The organism is Diaphorobacter ruginosibacter, assembly GCF_040396215.1.
GTDB lineage: Bacteria > Pseudomonadota > Gammaproteobacteria > Burkholderiales > Burkholderiaceae_C > Diaphorobacter_A > Diaphorobacter_A ruginosibacter_A.
In genome coordinates this window covers 1-19,299 of sequence record NZ_JBEBOW010000065.1, presented here as the reverse complement: position 1 = coordinate 19,299, position 19,299 = coordinate 1, and the positions used below count along the sequence as shown (strand labels likewise).

Annotated in this window: 16 protein-coding genes and 1 pseudogene; 15 read left to right on the top strand and 2 right to left on the bottom strand. The window is 64.2% G+C overall.

What is annotated here, in order from left to right:
- The 10 genes from ABWP92_RS09920 to tatC form a co-directional block, all read left to right on the top strand.
- Positions 1-266 (top strand): hypothetical protein (locus tag ABWP92_RS09920; protein ID WP_353235212.1); only part of this gene is annotated, 266 nt, incomplete at its 5' end.
- Between the two features lie 337 nt (positions 267-603).
- Positions 604-8,103 carry a hypothetical protein gene (locus tag ABWP92_RS09915; RefSeq protein WP_353235213.1) on the top strand — a complete coding sequence of 2,500 codons (7,500 nt, stop codon included), beginning with the start codon at positions 604-606 and terminating at the stop codon, positions 8,101-8,103.
- A gap of 92 nt (positions 8,104-8,195) precedes the next feature.
- Positions 8,196-8,603, top strand: a complete 408-nt coding sequence (hisI, locus tag ABWP92_RS09910; protein WP_353235211.1) for a phosphoribosyl-AMP cyclohydrolase — start codon at positions 8,196-8,198, stop codon at positions 8,601-8,603.
- Positions 8,604-8,619: 16 nt separating this feature from the next.
- Positions 8,620-9,003, top strand: coding sequence for a phosphoribosyl-ATP diphosphatase (locus ABWP92_RS09905; protein WP_353235210.1), 384 nt, complete (start codon positions 8,620-8,622; stop codon positions 9,001-9,003).
- Positions 9,000-9,395 (top strand): DUF4870 family protein, encoded by a 396-nt coding sequence (locus ABWP92_RS09900; RefSeq protein ID WP_353235209.1) that lies wholly within the window; start codon positions 9,000-9,002, stop codon positions 9,393-9,395. The genes ABWP92_RS09905 and ABWP92_RS09900 overlap by 4 nt, the downstream gene beginning before the upstream one ends.
- Positions 9,388-10,419 carry a patatin-like phospholipase family protein gene (locus ABWP92_RS09895; protein ID WP_353235208.1) on the top strand — a complete coding sequence of 344 codons (1,032 nt, stop codon included), beginning with the start codon at positions 9,388-9,390 and terminating at the stop codon, positions 10,417-10,419. Before ABWP92_RS09900 ends, ABWP92_RS09895 begins: the two co-directional genes overlap by 8 nt.
- A 90-nt stretch (positions 10,420-10,509) precedes the next feature.
- Positions 10,510-10,866, top strand: coding sequence for a histidine triad nucleotide-binding protein (locus tag ABWP92_RS09890; RefSeq protein ID WP_353235207.1), 357 nt, complete (start codon positions 10,510-10,512; stop codon positions 10,864-10,866).
- Between the two features lie 83 nt (positions 10,867-10,949).
- Positions 10,950-11,198: a Sec-independent protein translocase subunit TatA gene (gene tatA / locus ABWP92_RS09885; RefSeq protein ID WP_353235206.1), complete on the top strand. Its 249-nt coding sequence runs from the start codon at positions 10,950-10,952 to the stop codon at positions 11,196-11,198.
- A gap of 31 nt (positions 11,199-11,229) precedes the next feature.
- The gene (gene tatB / locus ABWP92_RS09880) at positions 11,230-11,730 is read left to right on the top strand and encodes a Sec-independent protein translocase protein TatB (RefSeq protein ID WP_353235205.1); all 501 of its coding nucleotides are present in this window, start codon (positions 11,230-11,232) and stop codon (positions 11,728-11,730) included.
- Between the two features lie 115 nt (positions 11,731-11,845).
- Positions 11,846-12,664, top strand: a complete 819-nt coding sequence (gene tatC / locus ABWP92_RS09875; RefSeq protein ID WP_353235204.1) for a twin-arginine translocase subunit TatC — start codon at positions 11,846-11,848, stop codon at positions 12,662-12,664.
- Between the two features lie 165 nt (positions 12,665-12,829).
- Here the strand turns inward: tatC and ABWP92_RS09870 are convergent, their stop codons facing one another.
- On the bottom strand, positions 12,830-13,975 hold the full coding sequence (locus ABWP92_RS09870; RefSeq protein ID WP_353235203.1) for a trypsin-like peptidase domain-containing protein: 1,146 nt from the start codon (positions 13,973-13,975) through the stop codon (positions 12,830-12,832).
- A gap of 319 nt (positions 13,976-14,294) precedes the next feature.
- Here ABWP92_RS09870 and ABWP92_RS09865 point away from each other — a divergent pair.
- From ABWP92_RS09865 to pdxA, 3 genes and pseudogenes are all read left to right on the top strand, one after another.
- Positions 14,295-15,611, top strand: a pseudogene (locus ABWP92_RS09865) (MFS transporter); the annotation flags it as partial.
- Between the two features lie 52 nt (positions 15,612-15,663).
- Complete coding sequence (locus ABWP92_RS09860) at positions 15,664-16,413, top strand: Nif3-like dinuclear metal center hexameric protein (protein WP_353235202.1); 750 nt, start codon at positions 15,664-15,666, stop codon at positions 16,411-16,413.
- A gap of 71 nt (positions 16,414-16,484) precedes the next feature.
- Complete coding sequence (pdxA, locus tag ABWP92_RS09855; RefSeq protein WP_353235201.1) at positions 16,485-17,531, top strand: 4-hydroxythreonine-4-phosphate dehydrogenase PdxA; 1,047 nt, start codon at positions 16,485-16,487, stop codon at positions 17,529-17,531.
- Between the two features lie 95 nt (positions 17,532-17,626).
- Here pdxA and mscL read toward each other — a convergent pair whose 3' ends face one another.
- The gene (gene mscL, locus ABWP92_RS09850; protein WP_353235200.1) at positions 17,627-18,055 is read right to left on the bottom strand and encodes a large conductance mechanosensitive channel protein MscL; all 429 of its coding nucleotides are present in this window, start codon (positions 18,053-18,055) and stop codon (positions 17,627-17,629) included.
- A gap of 135 nt (positions 18,056-18,190) precedes the next feature.
- On the opposite strand from mscL, the gene petA reads away from it, so the two are divergent.
- Both petA and ABWP92_RS09840 read left to right on the top strand, forming a co-directional pair.
- Positions 18,191-18,790: a ubiquinol-cytochrome c reductase iron-sulfur subunit gene (petA, locus tag ABWP92_RS09845; RefSeq protein ID WP_353235199.1), complete on the top strand. Its 600-nt coding sequence runs from the start codon at positions 18,191-18,193 to the stop codon at positions 18,788-18,790.
- A gap of 12 nt (positions 18,791-18,802) precedes the next feature.
- Positions 18,803-19,299 (top strand): cytochrome b (locus ABWP92_RS09840; protein WP_353235198.1); only part of this gene is annotated, 497 nt, incomplete at its 3' end.

Sequence of the window (19,299 nt, the reverse complement as noted above, 5' to 3'; positions counted from 1 at the left end):
GCAAAGCCGCTGTCGCGGCGCGAGGAGATCGTAAACACGTTCTGAGGGCCCTGGCGGCGCTTTCCGCGCGCCAGGCAGACACATTCCCGAGCGAGAACCGCGTCTGTGGTTCTCGCTCTTTTTTTGCGGCTCCTGGTGAGCCATGGCCTGTCGCTTTTGCGCGAATGTGTCGAATTCCCTTGCGAGGGGGCGCCTTGTCCATTTCTTTTCAATTTATGGAAGCTATCGCCTTTCAAATCTGCATTTGGCGCTATCAAATTGTTTGAATCAACAGATATTGTTGATGAGTTGCTAAATGTTAAAAATTATCAAATTCTCTCAACTATAAGCATCTACTCATCTATCGGTATGCGTAACTGATATAAACGCTCTAATTTTATCAAAAAACACTTTTTGTTTCATTTGTGAGCAACCCCCGGAGCATCGGATGGTTTGGGGCTTACACGGGCTTGAAGCCAAGAGTGACGAGTGGTTATGACGGTTATTCAACAGCTCCGTGGGCGTTTGCCATCGTGCGCGCATCTTTGTCTTTTTTTCTCATCGGCTGCCGGACGCGGAGGATTGCGATCCAGTCCAGGCCATATGGCGTCGCGCCTGTTGCGAATGGTTGCATTCATCGTGGCGATGACCTCGGTCCCGGCATCCGTATGGGCACAGGTGTGCGCCGCGCCGGGCAAGGATGGGGCGGTGTCCGCCTCCGGCGTGGTCAACGACTATTTCATCGGGCCTGACGCCCTCATTGCGGGTGCCGATTCCATGGCGCTTGGCGCACCGCTCGGCGATGGAGCGGGCAATTCGCCATCGGTTGGCGATTTGCTGCTGGTGATCCAGATGCAGGATGCGTCCATCAACAGCAGCAACTCGAATGCCTATGGCGATGGCTCGGGATCGGGACAAGGCTCTACCAGTGTAGGCAATACCGGGCTTTATGAGTTCGTGACGGTGACCGCCGAGAACAATGGCACCGTGACTTTCGCCCCCGCCCTGGGCAATACCTATCGCAACGCGGCCGCGACGAGCACGGCGGGCCAGAAGCGCTACCAGGTCATCCGCGTGCCGCAATATGCTTCGGCTACTGCCCAAGGTGTGACGGCACCCGCCTGGGACGGTTCACGCGGCGGAGTCGTTGCCATGGACGTGCGCGGCACGTTGACCTTGGGTGACTCCATCGTGGAAGGCCAGGACAACCGCGCCATCTTCGCCGCGGGCAAAGGCTTTCGGGGCGCTGCTGGAAACTATGCCACGAGCGGCGGCTCCAGGGACAACTGGGCGGGGACATTTGCGTCTTTCCCCGGTGATGGCGGCAAGGGCGAGGGCATTGCGGGCACTCCGCTCAAACTGGCATTGAGTTCGGCCTTCGGGTCGAAATCCACCAATAGCGCGACGATTTCCAACCTGAAGCTGCTGACCACTACCGCCGAGGGCTATCCGGGCGGATCGCGCGGGCGCGGCGCTCCGGGCAATGCAGGCGGAGGCGGCAACGACGGCGCGGGAGCGTCCTCTAACATCAACCAGAACAACTCCGGCGGCGGTGGTGGCGGAAACTATGCGGCAGGCGGGGTCGGCGGGCGTCCATGGAATCTGCCCCTTGTCGATGTCTCGGGGCGCGGCGGCGCGGGCTACATGGGCACCGTGGGATATGGCCGGGTGTTCATGGGCGGCGGCGGCGGCGCGGGAGCGACGAACAACAACACATCCGACACGGGCACTTACGAAAACAACGGCATCAGCTGCAACGTCGCGGGGCTGTGCTCGTCCGGCGCGGCGGGCGGAGGGATCGTCATCCTGCGCGCCAGGCTGATCAATGGCGGCGGCGTGATCGACGTGCGCGGCGGCAATGGCTACAACGTGCAGCAGGACGCGGCCGGCGGCGGCGGCGGGGGCGGCTCCGTGGTGATCTACACCACCGAGGGCGGCTCCGCCTCGGTCAATGCCAGCGGCGGTGACGGTGGCAATGCATGGGGCTCGAATACCAGCGGCATCTCGGAGCGCCACGGACCCGGTGGAGGAGGCGGTGGCGGCTTCATCGGTTTTGCTCCCGCGAGCTTCGTGCTGGCGGGCACCATCAATGGCGGCACGCCGGGGCGGACCAGCAATGGAGCCTCGGATACCTACGAGGCCAGTGGCAACCAGGGCGGCATCGCGTCGTTCCAGCCGCCCAGCCTGCCCGGCACGCTGCCTGGCGCGGACTGCAGCACGGATTTGCATCTGAGCAAGACCAATGGCGTGGACATGGTTCAATCGGGCCAGGCCGTGACCTATATGCTCACGGCCACCAATCTCGGGGCGCAGGCAAGCAGCGGACAGATCACGGTGGCCGACGTCCTGGCCTCGGGGCTTTACGTCCAGGACGGCCCCGTGCCCACGGGCGGCCCGCAGGGTGCGAACTGGTCGTGCTCGGCGCTCGGCAATGTGCTGACCTGCACCAGCGCAACGACCATTGCCGGCAGCGGCGGCACGAGTTCCTTCAGCATCACGGTGGGGGTTAGCGCCACCAACGGCATGGCGGCCGTCAACAAGGCGAAGATCGGCGGCGGAGGGGATCCGAACAAGCCCGTTCCCCAGGCGAACGACGTCGTCGCCTGCACGGCCAACGATCAGCCTGCCGGATGCGCGCTGGACGTCGATACCGTGTCTTCGCCGCTGTTGTCGCTCTCCAAGACGGACAACACGGACACCGTGCTCGCGGGCAGCGAGACGGTCTATCAACTGACGATCTCCAACCTGGGCGAGCAGCCCAGCAGCGGGGTCATCGGCGTGGCGGACAAGCTCCCCGCCGGCACGGTGTACAACGGCACGGCGTCCTCCAGTGACGGCGGCTTCAGCTGCGCTTACGACTCCTTCAGGCACGGCATTCTTTGCACCAGTTCCGCTTCGTATTCGCTGGGCAGCGGCATGAGCGTGGTCATCAGCATTCCGGTGACGGTCAGCGCCACCGCGCCGGGCGCACTGATCAATCTGGCCAAAGTGGGCGGCGGCAATGATCCGACCAAGCCCAATCCGGCGGACATCGCAGGGGCGGCGGCCTGCTCGTCGCAGTCCGCGTCCGATGTGGTCAGCGGCTGCGCGGTCGATATCGATACCGTCAGGCGCGTGGCGCTCACCCTGAGCAAGGACGACGGCCAGCCCTATATCAACATCAATGGCAACACGACCTACGTGTTCAACGTCACGAATTCGGGCGACTACGCGTCCCAGGGCGTCATCAGCTTCCGGGACGTGCTGCCTTCACCAATGACGTGGCCGGCCACCCTTGTCAAGGCGGGCGCCAACGCGGGCGACTGGAACTGCACCAGGGTCGGCAATACGGAAGTCACCTGCACGTCGGAGACATCCATCCCCGTGGGCGGCGTCAGTGTGTTCAGTCTCCAGGCCAATGCCGGCGCGATGACGAGCGGGGCGCAATACCTGAACAAGGCGCGCATCGGTGGAGGCGGCGATCCGCTGCTGACTTCGTCCACGCCCAGCAACGCCGAGGTGAGCGCGTGTACCAGTGACAATATTCCATCCGGCTGCGCCATCGACCTGGATACCGCGCAGAGCGCGCCGCAGATACGACTGGCCAAGACCCACGCGGGTGGCTCCAAGAATCCCGGCGACACGGTGACTTTCACGCTCACGGTGAGCAACACCGGAGGCACGACCACAGCCAGCGGCACCGTCCGGGTGATCGACGTGCTGCCCACGGGTTTCTCGAGCCTGGCGGCGGCGGCGACCCAAGGCATCTTCAACTGTTCGACTTCCGGGCGAAACCTCACCTGCAACAACACCGGCGGCCCGCTGGCCGCCAATGCGACGGCGGCGATCACGTTCACCGCCGTGATCGCGTCCAGCGCGACCAATCCACTGCTCAACAGCGCGCAAGTGGGCACCAACAATACCGACCCGCAGAATTCGACCTATCCCACCACGGGCACTGCTGGCGCATGCACGGGCAATGGCGTTCCCTACGTGGGCTGCGCCGTGGACTCCGTCGAGCTTGACGCCGACCCGCAGATCACCAAGGCGCAGAAGGCGGGCGCTGCCGCCACGGGCTTCCAGACGACCCCCCTGGCAGTGGGCGTGGGCTCGTCCGTGCAATTCCAGATCGTCGTCTCCAATGGCGGCGGCGCGGCCATCAGCAACGTCGCCTTTGCTGACGTGATCCCGGCCAACTTCACTTCGCCTGCGCTCATTTCCGCCACTGGCGCGGGTGGCGCGGTCGGCTGCAGCGCCGCCAACGTGACGCTGGAAGGCAACAAGCTGGGCGGCACGGTCTCCAGCCTGCCCAAAGGCGCGAGCTGCACGATCGTCGTGCAGGCCACGGCGTCCACCGCCGGGGCCAATGTCGTCAACACCGCCACGGTGAGCGTGCCGGCGGGTGTCAACGACACGAATACCGGCAACAACACGGCAAGCGTCAGCACGACGATCCAGCAGCCTTCGATTACCGCGGCCAAGACGGCATCGGCCAGTCCGCTGGTGGTCGGCGCGAGCGGGCAGTATTACCGGATCAGCATCACCGTCGCCAACGGGCCGACGACCGCGCCGCTGACGATCGGCGACACCTTGCCGACGGGCATCACGCTCGCGGGCCAGCCCACCTGGTCGGGTTCGGGTTCATCGCTGGGCGACTGCGCGAACAGTTCGGGCGGCAGCATCGGCCCCAACTGCACGCTGGCCTCCGGGCTGGCGAACGGTACCTACACGATGGAAATTCCCATCAACGTATCCAGCGCCGCCATCGCCGGCGGAGCGCGCAACACGGCCAACCTTGGCGGCGGCGGTGATCCCGCGTGCACGGCCGCGTCGACCACGGATGCCTGCGATCCCTCCACGGGCGACGTGCCCGCGCAGCGCAAGGCCGATCTGAGCATCACCAAGACTTCCGGGCAAGGCACGAGCTATGTGCCGGGCAAGGCGCTGAACTACACGATCGTCGTGACCAACAACGGCCCGAGCAATGTGGCCGGCGCGACCATCACCGACCAGGTGCCGGCCGACGTCACGGTGAGCCAGTGGGCGTGCGCGGCGGGCGGCAGCGGCACGAGCTGCGGTCCCACGGCGTCGGGCAGCGGCAACAGCGTGAACCTTACGGGCGTGGATCTGCCCAGCGGCGCCTCGGTAACGATCACGATCACCGGCCAGGCCAGGCTCGGCGCCACCGGCGACATCGTCAACACCGCGAAGGTGACGCCTCCCGATGGATGGAGCTGCACAAGCGCGCCCTGCGAGAAGAGTTCGAGCGTGACCAGCACCAATAGCGGCACGCCCGCCCTGAGCGTCGCCAAGCAGGCCACGCCGAGCACGTTCGCCGTCGGGCAGGCGGGCACGTACTCGATCATGGTGACCAACACGGGCACCACCAGCACGAGCGGCACCATCACGGTGGCGGACGCCATGCCTGCAGGCATCACCATCGCCAGCGTGAGCGGCGATGGCTGGACCTGCTCGGCCACGAACGGCACCAGCCTCAGCTGCTCGACCGCCGCGGTCCTGCAGCCGGGCGCCGCCGCCCCCGTGATCCTCGCCGAAGTCAACGTGGGCAACGACGCGGCGACGCCCGCCGTCAACACGGCCAGCGCCATCGGCGGTGGAACGGACTGCACGGCCCAGGCGCCCTGCGACGTCACGATCAAGACCAACATCGACCGGCCGCAACTGGACGTCTCGAAGGTGCTGAATGGCAGCTTCGTCGTGGGCCAGCCCGCGAGCTACACCATCACGGTCGCCAACAACGGCGCGGCGGCGACGCTGGCGGGAACCATCACTGATGAGATTCCCGAAGGGTTGGTCATCGGCAGCCTGACGGGTTCGGGCTGCAGCGCAAGCGGGCAGACCGTGACGTGCGAGATCCCGGCCGGCAGGCCCGCGGGCAGCACGATGAGCTTCACCATTGCGGTGACTCCGCAGGCAAGCGTGAACGGCCAATCGCTGGTCAACAAGGCGCAGGCCCAGGGAGACACGGGTGATTCCACCTGCCCGGACGAGGCGCATTGCACCGGCACGACCGACAATCCGGTCGCTGCCCCGCAACTGAGCCTCACCAAGGCCAGCAGCGTTCCGGCCTTCACCGTGGGCCAGGGCGCCAGCTACCAGCTCGTCGTGACGAATACCGGAACAGCGGCCACCACGGCCGGGGTCACCATCAAGGACACCGTTCCCGCGGGACTCACGATCGACGGCGCATCGCTCACGAGCGGCTGCTCCGTGGTTCCCGAGGGCAGCCAGACGGTGGTGTGCACCGTGGCGAGCCTGGAGGTCAACCAGTCGGCAACCTTCGATATTCCGGTGACTCCGCAGCCCAGCGTTGACGGGCTCACGCTGATCAATCAGGCCACGGTCACGGGCGGCGGTGATCCGCTGTGCGCGGATGGCGCGGTGGCCAGCAGCCTTCCCGAACGCTGCGCGCCCCAGACCAGCACCGTGGTCGACGCACCGCACCTGAAGGTGGTCAAGTCTACGGACGTGGCCGAATTCTCCGTGGGTGTGGCGGCGCACTATGTGCTGACCGTGACGAACGTGGGCTCCGCGTCCACGAGCGGCACCATCACCGTGAGGGACCGCATTCCCGCAAGCCTGACGCTGGGTGACCTGCCCAGCGGTTGCACCGCGCAGGACCAGTTGGTGACCTGCGAGACGACGAAGGTGCTTGCCGCCAATGATCAGGGCGCGGACAGCGAGGTGAGTTTCTCCATCGAGGTGACGCCGCAGGCTGCTGCTTCGCCGCGGGTGAGCAATCATGCGAGCGTGTTCGGCGGCGGGGATCCGGTCTGCCCGATGGCGCAGGACTGCCATTCGCGCATCACCACCAATGTGAGCGCGCCGACGCTGCAGCTCGCAAAAACGTCGAACGGTCCCTGGATCGCCGGCCAGAGCGGCGCCATCTACACGCTCACGGTCGGCAATGCCAGCGCGGCGGTGGCATCCGTGGGGACGATCACGGTGTTCGACAGCCTGCCCGAAGGGATCACGGCGGCAGGCGGCACCTATGGAAACTGGGTCTGCACCGTCGATGGGACGGGTCGTGGCGTGAGCTGCGAGAGCGTGTCCACGCTGGTCATCGCCGCGGGCGGCAACGACGCCATCGAACTGCCCGTGACCGTGGCTCTCGCCAGCGGCACCAGCGCGTCCGTGACCAACAATGCGTCGGTGGCGGGAGGCGGCGACCCCTTCAATGCGGGTGTGCCGCCGCAGCCCGGCAGTGCCTGTGCGGCCCTGGATGCCAACCAGCCGGGCCATTGCGCGAGCACGGTCACCACGGTGCAGACCGCCTCGTCGCTGGCGGTGAGCAAGTCGCTGGAACTGGTCAACGGCGCCAGCGTGCCGGCGGGATACGCGGCGGGGCCTGGTGATGTGCTGACCTATGCCATCACCGTGCAGAATGCGGGCGGCGCTCCGGGGAGCGCGAAGCTGACGGAGACGGTGCCTGCGGGCACGTCCTACGCAGGCAGCAACGAGGGCTGGAGCACGTCGCCTGCATGCCAGGCGGCGCAAAGCACCTGCGAGCAGGATGTGCCCGTTGCCGGCAACGGGCAGGCGACGGTGCGGTTCACCGTCCAGGTGGCGGGCACGTTGCAGGCCGGCGAGATCGTCAACACCGTGCAGGGCAACGGAGCCGCATGCGCGGACTGCACCGTGACCACGCCGGTTCGCCAGGCGGACATGCAGGCGGGCGCCAGCGCGTCGGGCGCCGGCAGCATCGGCACGCCGGTGACGATCACCAGCACCTGCACCAACAACGGCCCCTACCCGGCAGTCAACGCGACCTGCGAGCTGACCCTTCAGGGCATGCCTGCGGGCACGGTGCCGCAGTGCGCGCCGGCCCTGCCCGTGGCGGAACTGGCGGTGGGGACAGCCATCACGTGCACGACCCGTTTCACGCCGACGTCGGCGGGGGTGTACTCGGTTCAGGTGACGGCGGGCAACCAGTTGCCTGATCCGGACATGGACAACAACAGCGGCAGCACCGTGATCACCGTGGGCTCCTCGACCGGCGGCGGCACGGCTCCCGGTGCAACCGTGGCGGTGCCGGTGGACTCGAAGTGGTGGCTGCTGGCGCTCGGGGTGTCGATCGCGCTTGCCGCAGGCCTGCGCAGGCAGCGCGGCCGCCGCGCCCGGTAAGGCATGCGTCAGCGAGCAGCCCGTCATCCGCTGGTGACGGGCTGCTTTTTTATGTGCGGGCATTTCGGCGTCTGCTATGCCCGGGACGGCGAATGCATGACAATCGCACCATGAACTGGCTAGATCAAGTGAAATGGGACGCGCAGGGCCTGGTGCCCGTGATCGCGCAGGAAGCCGCGACCGGTGACGTGCTGATGTTCGCGTGGATGAACCGCGAAGCGCTTGCAAAAACCGCCGAACTGGGCCGCGCCGTGTATTTCAGCCGCTCGCGCAACAAGCTGTGGTTCAAGGGCGAGGAGTCGGGCCACGTGCAGACGGTGCATGACATCCGCATCGACTGCGACAACGACGTCGTGCTGCTCAAGGTCACGCAGACCGGCCACGAGCCCGGCATCGCATGTCACACGGGACGCCATAGCTGCTTTTACAGTCGCCTGCAGGAGGGCGAGTGGCAGCCCGTCGATCCGGTCTTGAAAGATCCCGGCTCCATCTACAAATAAAAAGCTGAACGACACCATGAGCACCGAAGATATGAATTCCGTTGACGTGCTGGCCCGCCTGGCCGACGTGATCGAAAGCCGCAAGGGCGGCGACGTGGATAAAAGCTATGTGGCGCGACTGCTCGCCAAGGGGCCTGATTCGTTCCTCAAGAAAGTGGGCGAGGAAGCCACCGAAGTGGTCATGGCCGCCAAGGACGTGGACCATGGCGCCGACAAATCCAAGCTGACGTACGAAGTCGCCGATCTGTGGTTTCATTCGATGGTGGCGCTGTCCTATTACGGTCTATCTCCGGCGGACGTCGTCACCGAGCTTGCGCGCCGCGAGGGCCTGGGAGGCCTGGAGGAAAAGGCCCTGCGCAAGGCCGAGCAACGCGCCATTGATGAAGGGGGTTCAACTTGAACAATCGAAGCAACGACATCATCGACGTGGAGCCCGACCAGCGCGCCGAAAACCTCAAGGCGGTCGGCTGGGTCAGCTACATCCTGCACCTGATCGTCGCCGTCGCGGCCGTGGTGCCCAGCGCACAGCCCAGCATCGCGCTGTTGCTGGTGGCGCTGATCATCGATCTGGTCAAGCGCAGCGATGCCGACGGCACCTGGCAGGCAAGCCATTTTTCATGGCGCATCCGCTCGGTCATCTGGGCGGGCGTCCTGTATGTGCTCACCTCTCCGCTGTGGCTGGCGTTCTTGCTTCCGGGCATGATCGCATGGGGCCTGATTTCGCTGTGGTTCCTCTACCGCATCATTCGAGGCATGCTTTCGATGAGCAAGGGGCAGGCGGTCGATGCCTGATGCGGAGCACGCAGGCGGCAAGGCGCTGAATCTCGCGCTGCAGGGCGGAGGAGCGCATGGCGCCTTCACCTGGGGGGTGCTGGATGCGCTGCTCGAAGACGGGCGCGTTTGCATCGACGGGGTGAGCGGCACCAGCGCGGGCGCGATGAACGCGGTGGCGATGGCCCATGGCTTTGCCGTGGCCGCGCACGAGTTCAAGGACCCGGTGCAGGCGCGGATTGCCGGAGCGCAGAAGGCGCGCGAGACACTCACGCGGCTTTGGGAAGGCGTCGGCGCCATGGGCTCGACCATGTTCTGGGGCGTGCCCATGCCGGCGGCCGGAGCGCTGATGACGGCGCTCTCGCAATGGCTGTCGCCCTATCAGATGAATCCGCTCGGGATCAATCCACTGCGCTCGCTGCTGGAAAAGGAGGTCGATTTCGAGATGATCGGCGCGACCAACTCCCACCAGGTCTTCGTCTGCGCGACCAATGTGCGAACCGGGCGCGGAGAAATCTTCTCAGGCAAGCGCCTGAGCGCGGATGCCGTCATGGCCTCTGCATGCCTGCCCATGCTGTTCAAGGCGGTCGAGATCGGCGGCGAGCACTACTGGGATGGCGGCTATTCCGGCAACCCGGCGATATACCCGCTCATCTACCAGACCCGCTGCGCCGACATATTGCTGGTGCAGATCAACCCGGTCATCCACGAGCATCTGCCCGATGATGCGCAGGAAATCATGGAACGCGTGAATGAGGTGACGTTCAACGCAGGCCTGCTGGCGGAGCTTCGGGCCATCGAGTTCGTGCGCCGCCTGCTGGCCGAAGGCAAGCTCGACAGCAAGCGCTACAAGAACGTGCTCATGCACCGGATCGACGGAGGATCGGTGCTTGCGCCGTTCGGCGCGGCCAGCAAGATGCGCTCGGACCTGTCCTTCGTGCGCCAGCTTTTCACGCTGGGACGCCAGTCCGGAACGCAGTGGCTGCAGGCGCATCTCGAGGACGTGGGCGTGCGCCCGACGCTCAAACTCGCGGACAATATGTGATGCGTTGACCGGCCATCGGCGAAAATGCGCTTCCTGCGGGGAAGGCCCGCGCGGACTTCCGGATTTCTCCGTTATTTCACTTCACCAGATATGCACGATCCAGACTGTATTTTTTGCAAGATCATCGAAGGCAGCATTCCCTCCAGGAAGGTGTACGAGGACGAGCAGGTCTATGTGTTTCATGACATCAATCCCTGGGCTCCCGTGCATTTTCTGATGGTGCCCAGGAAGCACATCCCCTCCATGGCGCAGGTGGCGCCCGAGGACACAGCGCTGCTCGGGCACATGATGGCGCTGGCGCCCCGGCTGGCCGCGCAGGAGGGATGCAACCCCTATCCGGAGGGTGGATTCCGCATGGTGGTAAATACCGGAGACGAGGGCGGCCAGGAGGTGCATCACCTGCACATGCACGTCATCGGCGGCCCGCGCCCCTGGAAAAAAGGCTGAACCGGCCCTGGGGAAAGTTGGGGCAAATGGCCGTCTTGACACGTACGGCGTCTAGAATGGTCTGTATTCGTTAGGAGATCAACATGGGATCGTTTTCTATTTGGCACTGGCTGATCGTGCTGCTGATTGTGGTGATGGTTTTCGGAACCAAGAAGCTCAAGAACATCGGCTCGGACCTGGGCGGTGCGGTCAAGGGCTTCAAGGACGGCATGAAGGACGGCCAGGCCGAAGCCGATGCCAACACCAATGGCAGCGCCGCGGCGGGCCAGGTCACGAACAACACCGCTGCCGACAAGTCGACCATCGACGTGGAAGCCAAGCAAAAGAGCTGAGGCATCGAAGCCGGGCGACTGAGATAGCTGAATGATTGATATCGGCCTTTCGAAAATGGCACTCATCGGCGTGGTGGCGCTTGTCGTCATCGGGCCCGAGAAACTGCCCAAGGTGGCGCGCACGGTGGGCACCCTGCTGGGCAAGGCGCAGCGTTATGTGAATGACGTGAAGGCCGAGGTCAACCGCTCCATGGAGCTCGATGAACTGCGCAAGATGAAGGAAAACGTCGAGTCCGCGGCGCGCGATGTCGAACAATCCGTCCATACCAGCGCCAAGGATTTCGAGAAGGACTGGAACGAGGTCACATCCTCGATCAACGCCTCGGGCTCCGACGGGACTGAAAACGCCGCGCCCGAATACGACTGGAGCACGCAAAGCGCAGTGGTGCCGGCATACAGCCACCCGCGCAAGAATTGGCGCCTCAAGCGCGGCGCCGTTCCGCAGTGGTACAAGTCGCGCACGGGCGTGCGCACCAAGGCCCAGTCGGGGGCGGCGCGCGTGGCGAGGTTCCGTCCGCGCAAGCCGCTCTGAAGCACTACAACGTGCGGCAATTCATCTTGCCGCCATGCCTTGCGCGTGATCCGCGCGTGAGCGCATGTTCCGATTTCCGCATGGGGGCCGGCGAGGCTCCCATACTTGTTTGATCATGGCAGACCTTCCACCTCCCAAAGAAGACGAACTGGCCGGCACCGAGCAGCCCTTTGTCCAGCATCTCATGGAGCTGCGCGACAGGCTGCTCTACGGCATTTACGGCATCGTGGTGGCCGTGGCGCTGCTCGCCATATGGCCCGGCCCGGATGGCCTGATCGATTTCATCGCGCATCCCATCAAGATGCACATGCCTCCCGATGCCAAATTGATCGCGGTGGGGGTGTTCTCGCCATTCATCGTGCCGCTCAAGGTGCTGGCGATGGCGGGAGTGCTGCTGGCGCTGCCGTGGCTGATGTACCAGGCCTGGGCATTCATCGCGCCGGGGCTATATTCGCACGAGAAGAAATTCGCGCTGCCGCTGATCATCTTCGGCAGCCTGCTGGCCTATTCGGGCATCGCGTTCGTGCAGCTTTTCGTGCTGGAGCGCATGTTCGGCTTCATCCAGCATTTCACGCCCTCCAGTGTGGCGGCCACGCCGGACATCTCTTCCTACGTCGAGGCCATTCTGTCGCTGTACATCGCGTTCGGCCTGGCGTTTCAGGTGCCGATCGTCGTGATCCTGCTGGTGCGCATGGGCATTGTCGAGATCAGCAAGCTCAAATCGTTCCGCGGCTACTTCATCGTGCTGGCGTTTGTGGTGGCGGCGGTGGTGACGCCTCCGGACGTGCTGTCGCAGGTGTCGCTGGCCGTGCCGATGATTTTCCTCTACGAAGTGGGTATTCTTGGCGCGGCCTGGTTCCAGAAGAACGCCGGGAAGGCCGAGGAAGAGGAGGGCTCCGAAGAGGGCGCGGAGAAGGGCGACAAGGCAAATTGATGGCTTGATCGGCGCGATCCTGGCCGAGCCGTTCAGGGGCCGGGGCATCGGAGCAGAAAAAAGGGCGATCCGCTGACGCGGACCGCCCTTTTCTTTCTCGGCTTGCCTGCACGAATGGCGGATGCGGGCACGCGCCCTGTCGATGCGGATATTGCGCCGCTGCCGTCAGCGCTGCGTGCGGCGGGGTGTCGGCGGCCTTTTGCCGGGGATGATCTTCACCTCGGCATTCTGGTCGCCGCGCTGCAGTTTGAAGATCGCCTCCACGCCCGGCTTGAGCGCTGCCACCGCGGTGAGCAGTTCAGACACATTGCGGATCGGCTTGTCGTCCACCTGCACGATGATGTCGCCGGGGCGCAATCCGGCCTGGGCGGCGGGGCCGTTTTGCAGGACGCCTGTGATGATGACGCCTTCCGAGGTCTTCACGCCGAAGGTCTCGGCAAGCTCGGGCGAGAGTTCGTTCGGCTCGGCGCCGATCCAGCCGCGCGTGACCTGTCCGTCCTTGACGATGCCGTCCAGCACCAGCCGGGCCACGGAGACAGGAATGGCGAAGCCGATGCCCATGCTGCCGCCCGAGCGCGAATAGATGGCCGTGTTGATGCCCAGGAGGTTGCCATGCACGTCGACCAGCGCGCCGCCCGAGTTGCCGGGATTGATGGCGGCGTCGGTCTGGATGAAATTCTCGAACGTGTTGATGCCAAGCTGGCTGCGTCCCAGGGCCGAGACGATGCCGCTGGTGACCGTCTGCCCGACGCCGAAGGGGTTGCCGATGGCCAGCACGCGGTCACCGACGGCGAGGTGGTCGGAGTCGCCCAGCACGATGACGGGCAGTTTCTCCAGGTCGATCTTCAGGATGGCGAGGTCGGTGTCGGGATCGGTGCCGATCACCTTGGCCTTGGCATGGCGCGAATCGGTCAGGGTGACTTCGATTTCGTCGGCGCCTTCCACCACGTGGTTGTTGGTGAGAATGAAGCCGTCGGGGCTGACGATCACGCCGCTGCCCAGTCCCACCTGCGCCTGGCTGCCCTGGTCGCCGAAGAAGAATTCAAACCAGGGGTCGTTGATGCGCGGAGACTGCGCGGCCTTGCTGGTATTGATGCTCACGACCGCCGGGGATGCCTTGCGTGCGGCCGCGCTCAGGCTGTCCGGCGCCGATTCGGAGCGGGGGGCCGGGGGCGCCTCGATCAGGTTGATCCCCGCGCTGCTGCGAGATGTGCCGCGCTGCAGCCAGCCGGGCTGCAGGGTGGCCACGACGAAATAGGCGGCCAACAGGACGGTGACGACTTGCGAGAACAGCAGCCAGAAGCGCTTCATGTGTTCGTTTCTATAACAGCAAAAGCAGCATTGTCGCGCGTTTGGCCCCGCAGGCGGGTGACGCCGCGCGCCGGGCGGTGGCGGATGTCCTTCAACCATCCGGTACAAGTGGTTGTTTTCGAGGCTGCCGTTTTGCTTAGGTGAAAACCCTTAGTATGTAACGAACTGCCACGGCGCCCGTTCCGTGCAATCCCCCTATCCCCGACGGATTGCCTGCCCTCCAGACACCCAGCCGGTGCATCTGAGAGGGGTGGAGCCGGTGGCGCGATCCTTCCGCCAACAGTCGTGCAGTTGTTCGTTCGAACTACTGATCCACGCAATGACCCAATCCATTCCGGCGGCTGCGTACGCACTCGGCGCCGCGCCGCAACGCTCTCTCAACAAGAAGGACTACCAAACGCTCGGCCTCTCGGCGCTGGGCGGAACGCTGGAGTTCTATGACTTCGTCGTCTACGTGTTCTTCGCCAATATTCTTGGCGCGCTGTTCTTTCCCGCCGACATGCCTGACTGGCTGCGCCAGTTGCAGACGCTGGGCATTTTTGCCGCGGGCTATCTGGCGCGCCCGATCGGCGGCGTGATCATCGCGCACTTCGGCGACAAGCTGGGGCGCAAGCGCATGTTCACTCTGTCGATCTTCCTGATGGCTGTGCCCACGCTGGTGATCGGCTTGCTGCCGACCTATGCGGCGATCGGCGTGGCGGCTCCGCTGCTGCTGCTGTTGATGCGCGTGATGCAAGGCGCGGCCATCGGCGGTGAAATGCCCGGTGCATGGGTGTTCGTCGCCGAGCACGTCCCCCAGCGCAACTACGGCCTGGCGGTGGGCACGCTGACCGCGGGCATCACTGGCGGCATCCTGCTGGGATCGTTGGTGGCCGTCGGCATCAACACGCATTACAGCGCGGCGGACATCAATGCCTACGCGTGGCGCATTCCGTTCATCCTGGGTGGTGTGTTCGGCCTGGTGTCGGTGTATCTGCGCCGCTTTCTCGAGGAAACCCCGATCTTCAGGGAGATGGCCGCGCGCAGGAAGACCGCGAGCGAGCTGCCGGTGAAGACCGTGCTGCGCGAGCACCGCCCGGCGATGCTGCTGGTGGCGCTGATGACCTGGGTGCTCTCCACGACCGTCGTGGTGGTGATCCTGATGACGCCCACCTATCTGCAGAAGGTTTTCCACATTCCGCCCACCTTGTCGCTGCAGGCCAACGTGGCGGCCACTCTCACGCTCACCATCGGCTGCGCGCTGTGTGGCTGGGCCACCGACCGTATCGGAACCAAGGCGGTGATGCTGATCGGCTGGGGCGGCCTGGCCGTGACGGCCTACTGGTTCTACATGAATCTGCCAGGCACTCCCGCGTCGCTGGTGTGGAACTATGCGCTCGTCGGCCTTTTCTGCGGCTCGATCTCGCTGCTGCCGATCACGGGTGTGCGCGCCTTTCCCCCGGCGGTGCGCTTCACGGGGCTCTCGTTTGCCTACAACATGGCCTATGCGGTGTTTGGCGGCCTCACGCCGATCATCATCAGCGTGTGGCAAAAGTACGACCTGATGGCGCCCGCCCACTATGTGGCGGCCATGGGCGTTCTGGGTTTCGTTCTCGGCTTCTGGCCGCTGGCCTCGCGCGGCTGGCAACCCGCGCGGGTAAACGCCGCATCGGAGTGCGCCTGCTCATGCATCTGGGACAATCCGGTGCATGAGCACTTCAAGGCACACCCTGCTGTCGAGTTTCAACGAACTCCTCCAGCCCGAGCGTTTCAAGGACTACGGCCCCAACGGCCTGCAGGTCGAGGGGAAGGATTCCATCGAGCGCATCGTCAGCGGCGTGACCGCCAGCCGTGCGCTGATCGAGGCCGCCATCGCGCGGCGCGCGGATGCGATCTTCGTTCACCATGGCCTGTTCTGGCGCGGCATGGATGGGCGCATCACCGGCTGGATGAAGCAGCGCGTTCAACTGCTGCTGGCCCATGACATCAATCTTCTGGCCTACCACCTGCCGCTGGATGCGCACCCTGTGCTTGGCAACAATGCGCAGCTCGGGCGCGTATTGGGACTGCAGGCAGATGGCCGCTTTGGCGATCAGGACCTGGGATTCATCGGCCCGGGAGAATTTGCCGATGCGCGAACCCTGGCCGACCGGGTCCAAAGCGCATTGGCGCGCAGCGTGACCCTGGTGGGTGAGTCCGCGCGGCCGGTTCGCCGCGTCGCCTGGTGCACGGGGGGCGCGCAGGGCTTCTTCGAATCCGCCATCGCCGCCGGTGCGGACGTGTTCATCACCGGCGAGATTTCCGAGCCGCAGGCGCATCTGGCGCGGGAAACCGGCGTGGCTTTCATTGCGGCGGGGCACCACGCGACCGAACGCTACGGCGCGCCGGCGGCGGCAGGCCATGTGGCGGCCCTGCTTGGGCTGGAGCACCAATTCATCGACATCGACAATCCCGCCTGAGGCGCCCTGGCCGTGCAAGAGCCGCGCGCTCCTTTTCCTTTCTTTGACCCGCCCCTCAAGAGCAATCCAGCATGAAAGCAGCAAAGCCTCTCGTCGTCACGCAGGGCGATCCCGCGGGCATCGGCCCGGAAATCATCGCCAAGGCGTTTCGTGATGCGCCGGATGCGATGCGGCATTGCTTCGTCGCCGGTGACATCGCCACCATGAGGCGGGCCGCCCGCTGCGTGCTGCGCGGCGCGGACATGGAAATACCCGTCGCGCATATCGAAACGCCGGCCGAAGCGCTGGATGCTCCACCCGGGTGCGTGCCGGTCCTGCAGTTGCCCGGCGTGGCGCACGACGTGCCGTTTGGCCGGATCACCGAAGCTGGCGGCAGAGCCGCCGCCGCCGCCGTGGTGTGGGCGGCGCGGGCTGCGCTCGCGGGAGAGGTTGCCGCCATGTGCACGGCTCCCTTGCACAAGGAGGCGCTCTCTTTGGCGGGGGTGAGCTATCCGGGCCATACGGAACTGTTGCAGGCGCAAGCCGCGCGTTTCGTGGGCAAGCCGGTCGAGCAGATGCCCGTGCGCATGATGCTGGCCAACGATGAACTGCGCACGGTGCTGGTCAGCATCCATGTGTCGCTGCGCGACGCGCTGAATGCTGTGACCCGCGACAGCGTGATGCAGACACTGCGCATCACCCACGATGCTCTCGGGCGCGCGCTGGGGTTTTCGCCGCGCATCGGCGTGTCGGGACTGAACCCGCATGCGGGCGAGGGCGGCCTTTTTGGCCGGGAGGAGATCGACATCATCGAGCCGGCCATCGCCGCCGCCCGGGCCGAGGGGATCGATGCGAGAGGTCCGTTCGCTCCCGACACGATCTACATGCGCGCCCGCAACACAGCCCAGCATCCGGGCGAGTTCGATGTGGTGATCGCCATGTACCACGACCAAGGGTTGATACCGATTAAATATCTCGGAATCGACAAAGGCGTGAATGTCACCCTTGGCTTGCCCCTCATTCGAACCAGTCCCGATCATGGAACCGCATTCGATATTGCCGGAACCGGAGTGGCGGATGCAACCAGCCTGGTGGAGGCGGTCGAGGTTGCGAAGCATCTGGCGGGGATGGAGAAATGAAAAGCCGTTAAAACAGTTAATTATTGACAATTATCAAAGACAAAACGCCGCTCAATAGAGCGGCGTTTTTGTTGGGGTGTTGTAAAAATAACAAATCAACGCTTGAGGTTGTCGCGGATTTCGCGAAGCAGAACGATGTCTTCCGGCGTGGCTTCGGGGGCGGGCGGCTCTGCCGGGGCTTCGCGCTTGAGGCGGTTGATCTGCTTGATCATCAGAAAGATGATGAATGCCAGGATCAGGAAGTTCACCGCGACGGTGATGAAATTTCCGTAGGCAAAGACTGGCACGCCGGCCTTGCGCAGGGCGTCCAGGGTGTGCGGCGTCCCGTCGGGTACCGAGCCGAGTGTGAGGAAGAGATTGGAGAAGTCGAGCTTGCCAAAGATCAAGCTTACGACTGGCATGATGAGGTCGTTCACGACCGAGTCAACGATCTTGCCAAAGGCGCCGCCTATGATCACACCCACCGCCAAATCGATCACATTGCCCTTGACCGCGAATTCACGAAACTCTTGCATGAAGCTCATATATGAAATCCTTTGATATAGATGAAAACACTGAACTATTGCCTAGCTTAAGGGTGATTGCTATGGTGCAGTAACCATTTTCACTCCGCTACAATTTATTGTTGACCTTTTTAGCGATGCATATTGAGGACCCCCATGAGTGAATCCCGGATTGATTCCAGCAAACGGACGTGGTTAATTGCGTCCGGCTGTGCTGGTGCTGTGGGCGGCGTTGCTGTTGCCGTTCCTTTCGTAAGCACATTTCAGCCGTCCGAAAAGGCCAAGGCCGCGGGCGCTCCGGTTGAGGTGGATATTTCGTCTCTCCAGGAAGGGGAAAAGCTGACGGTTGAATGGCGCGGCAAACCCGTGTGGATCGTCAAGCGAACCAAGGAGCAGCTCGCGGAGCTGCCATCGCTCGATTCGCAACTGGCGGATCCCAAGTCGGAACGCCATCCCGACGAATTTACTCCTCCTTATGCGCGCAATGAGGCGCGTTCGATCAAGCCCGAGATTCTAGTGGTGGTGGGCATCTGCACGCACCTGGGCTGCTCGCCCACGGATAAATTCCATGCCGGGCCGCAGCCGTCGCTGCCCGATGACTGGAAGGGCGGCTTCCTCTGCCCCTGCCACGGCTCCACGTTCGACATGGCCGGCCGCGTGTTCAAGAACAAACCCGCTCCGGACAACCTGGAAGTGCCTCCGCACATGTACCTGTCCGACACCCGGTTGCTTATCGGCGACGACAAGAAGGCTTGAGGGAGAACATCAATGGCTGCATATCGAGAATTCAAGGAAGTTTCTCCCAACGCGTCCGCGATGGCCAAGGCAGGCAACTGGCTGGAAAACCGCTTTCCAACCATGTTCGATGCCTATCGGGTACACATGTCGGAGTATTACGCGCCGAAGAACTTCAACTTCTGGTACATCTTCGGCTCGCTCGCACTGCTGGTGCTGGTGCTCCAGATCGTCACCGGCATCTTCCTGGTGATGCATTACAAGCCCGACGCCGCCAAGGCGTTCGAGTCCGTCGAATACATCATGCGCGACGTGCCCTGGGGATGGCTGATCCGCTACATGCACTCCACGGGCGCTTCCGCGTTCTTCATCGTCGTCTATCTGCACATGTTCCGCGGTCTGCTGTACGGCTCCTACCGCAAGCCGCGCGAGCTGGTCTGGATCTTCGGCTGCGCGATTTTCCTGTGCCTGATGGCCGAGGCCTTCATGGGCTATCTGCTGCCCTGGGGCCAGATGTCGTACTGGGGCGC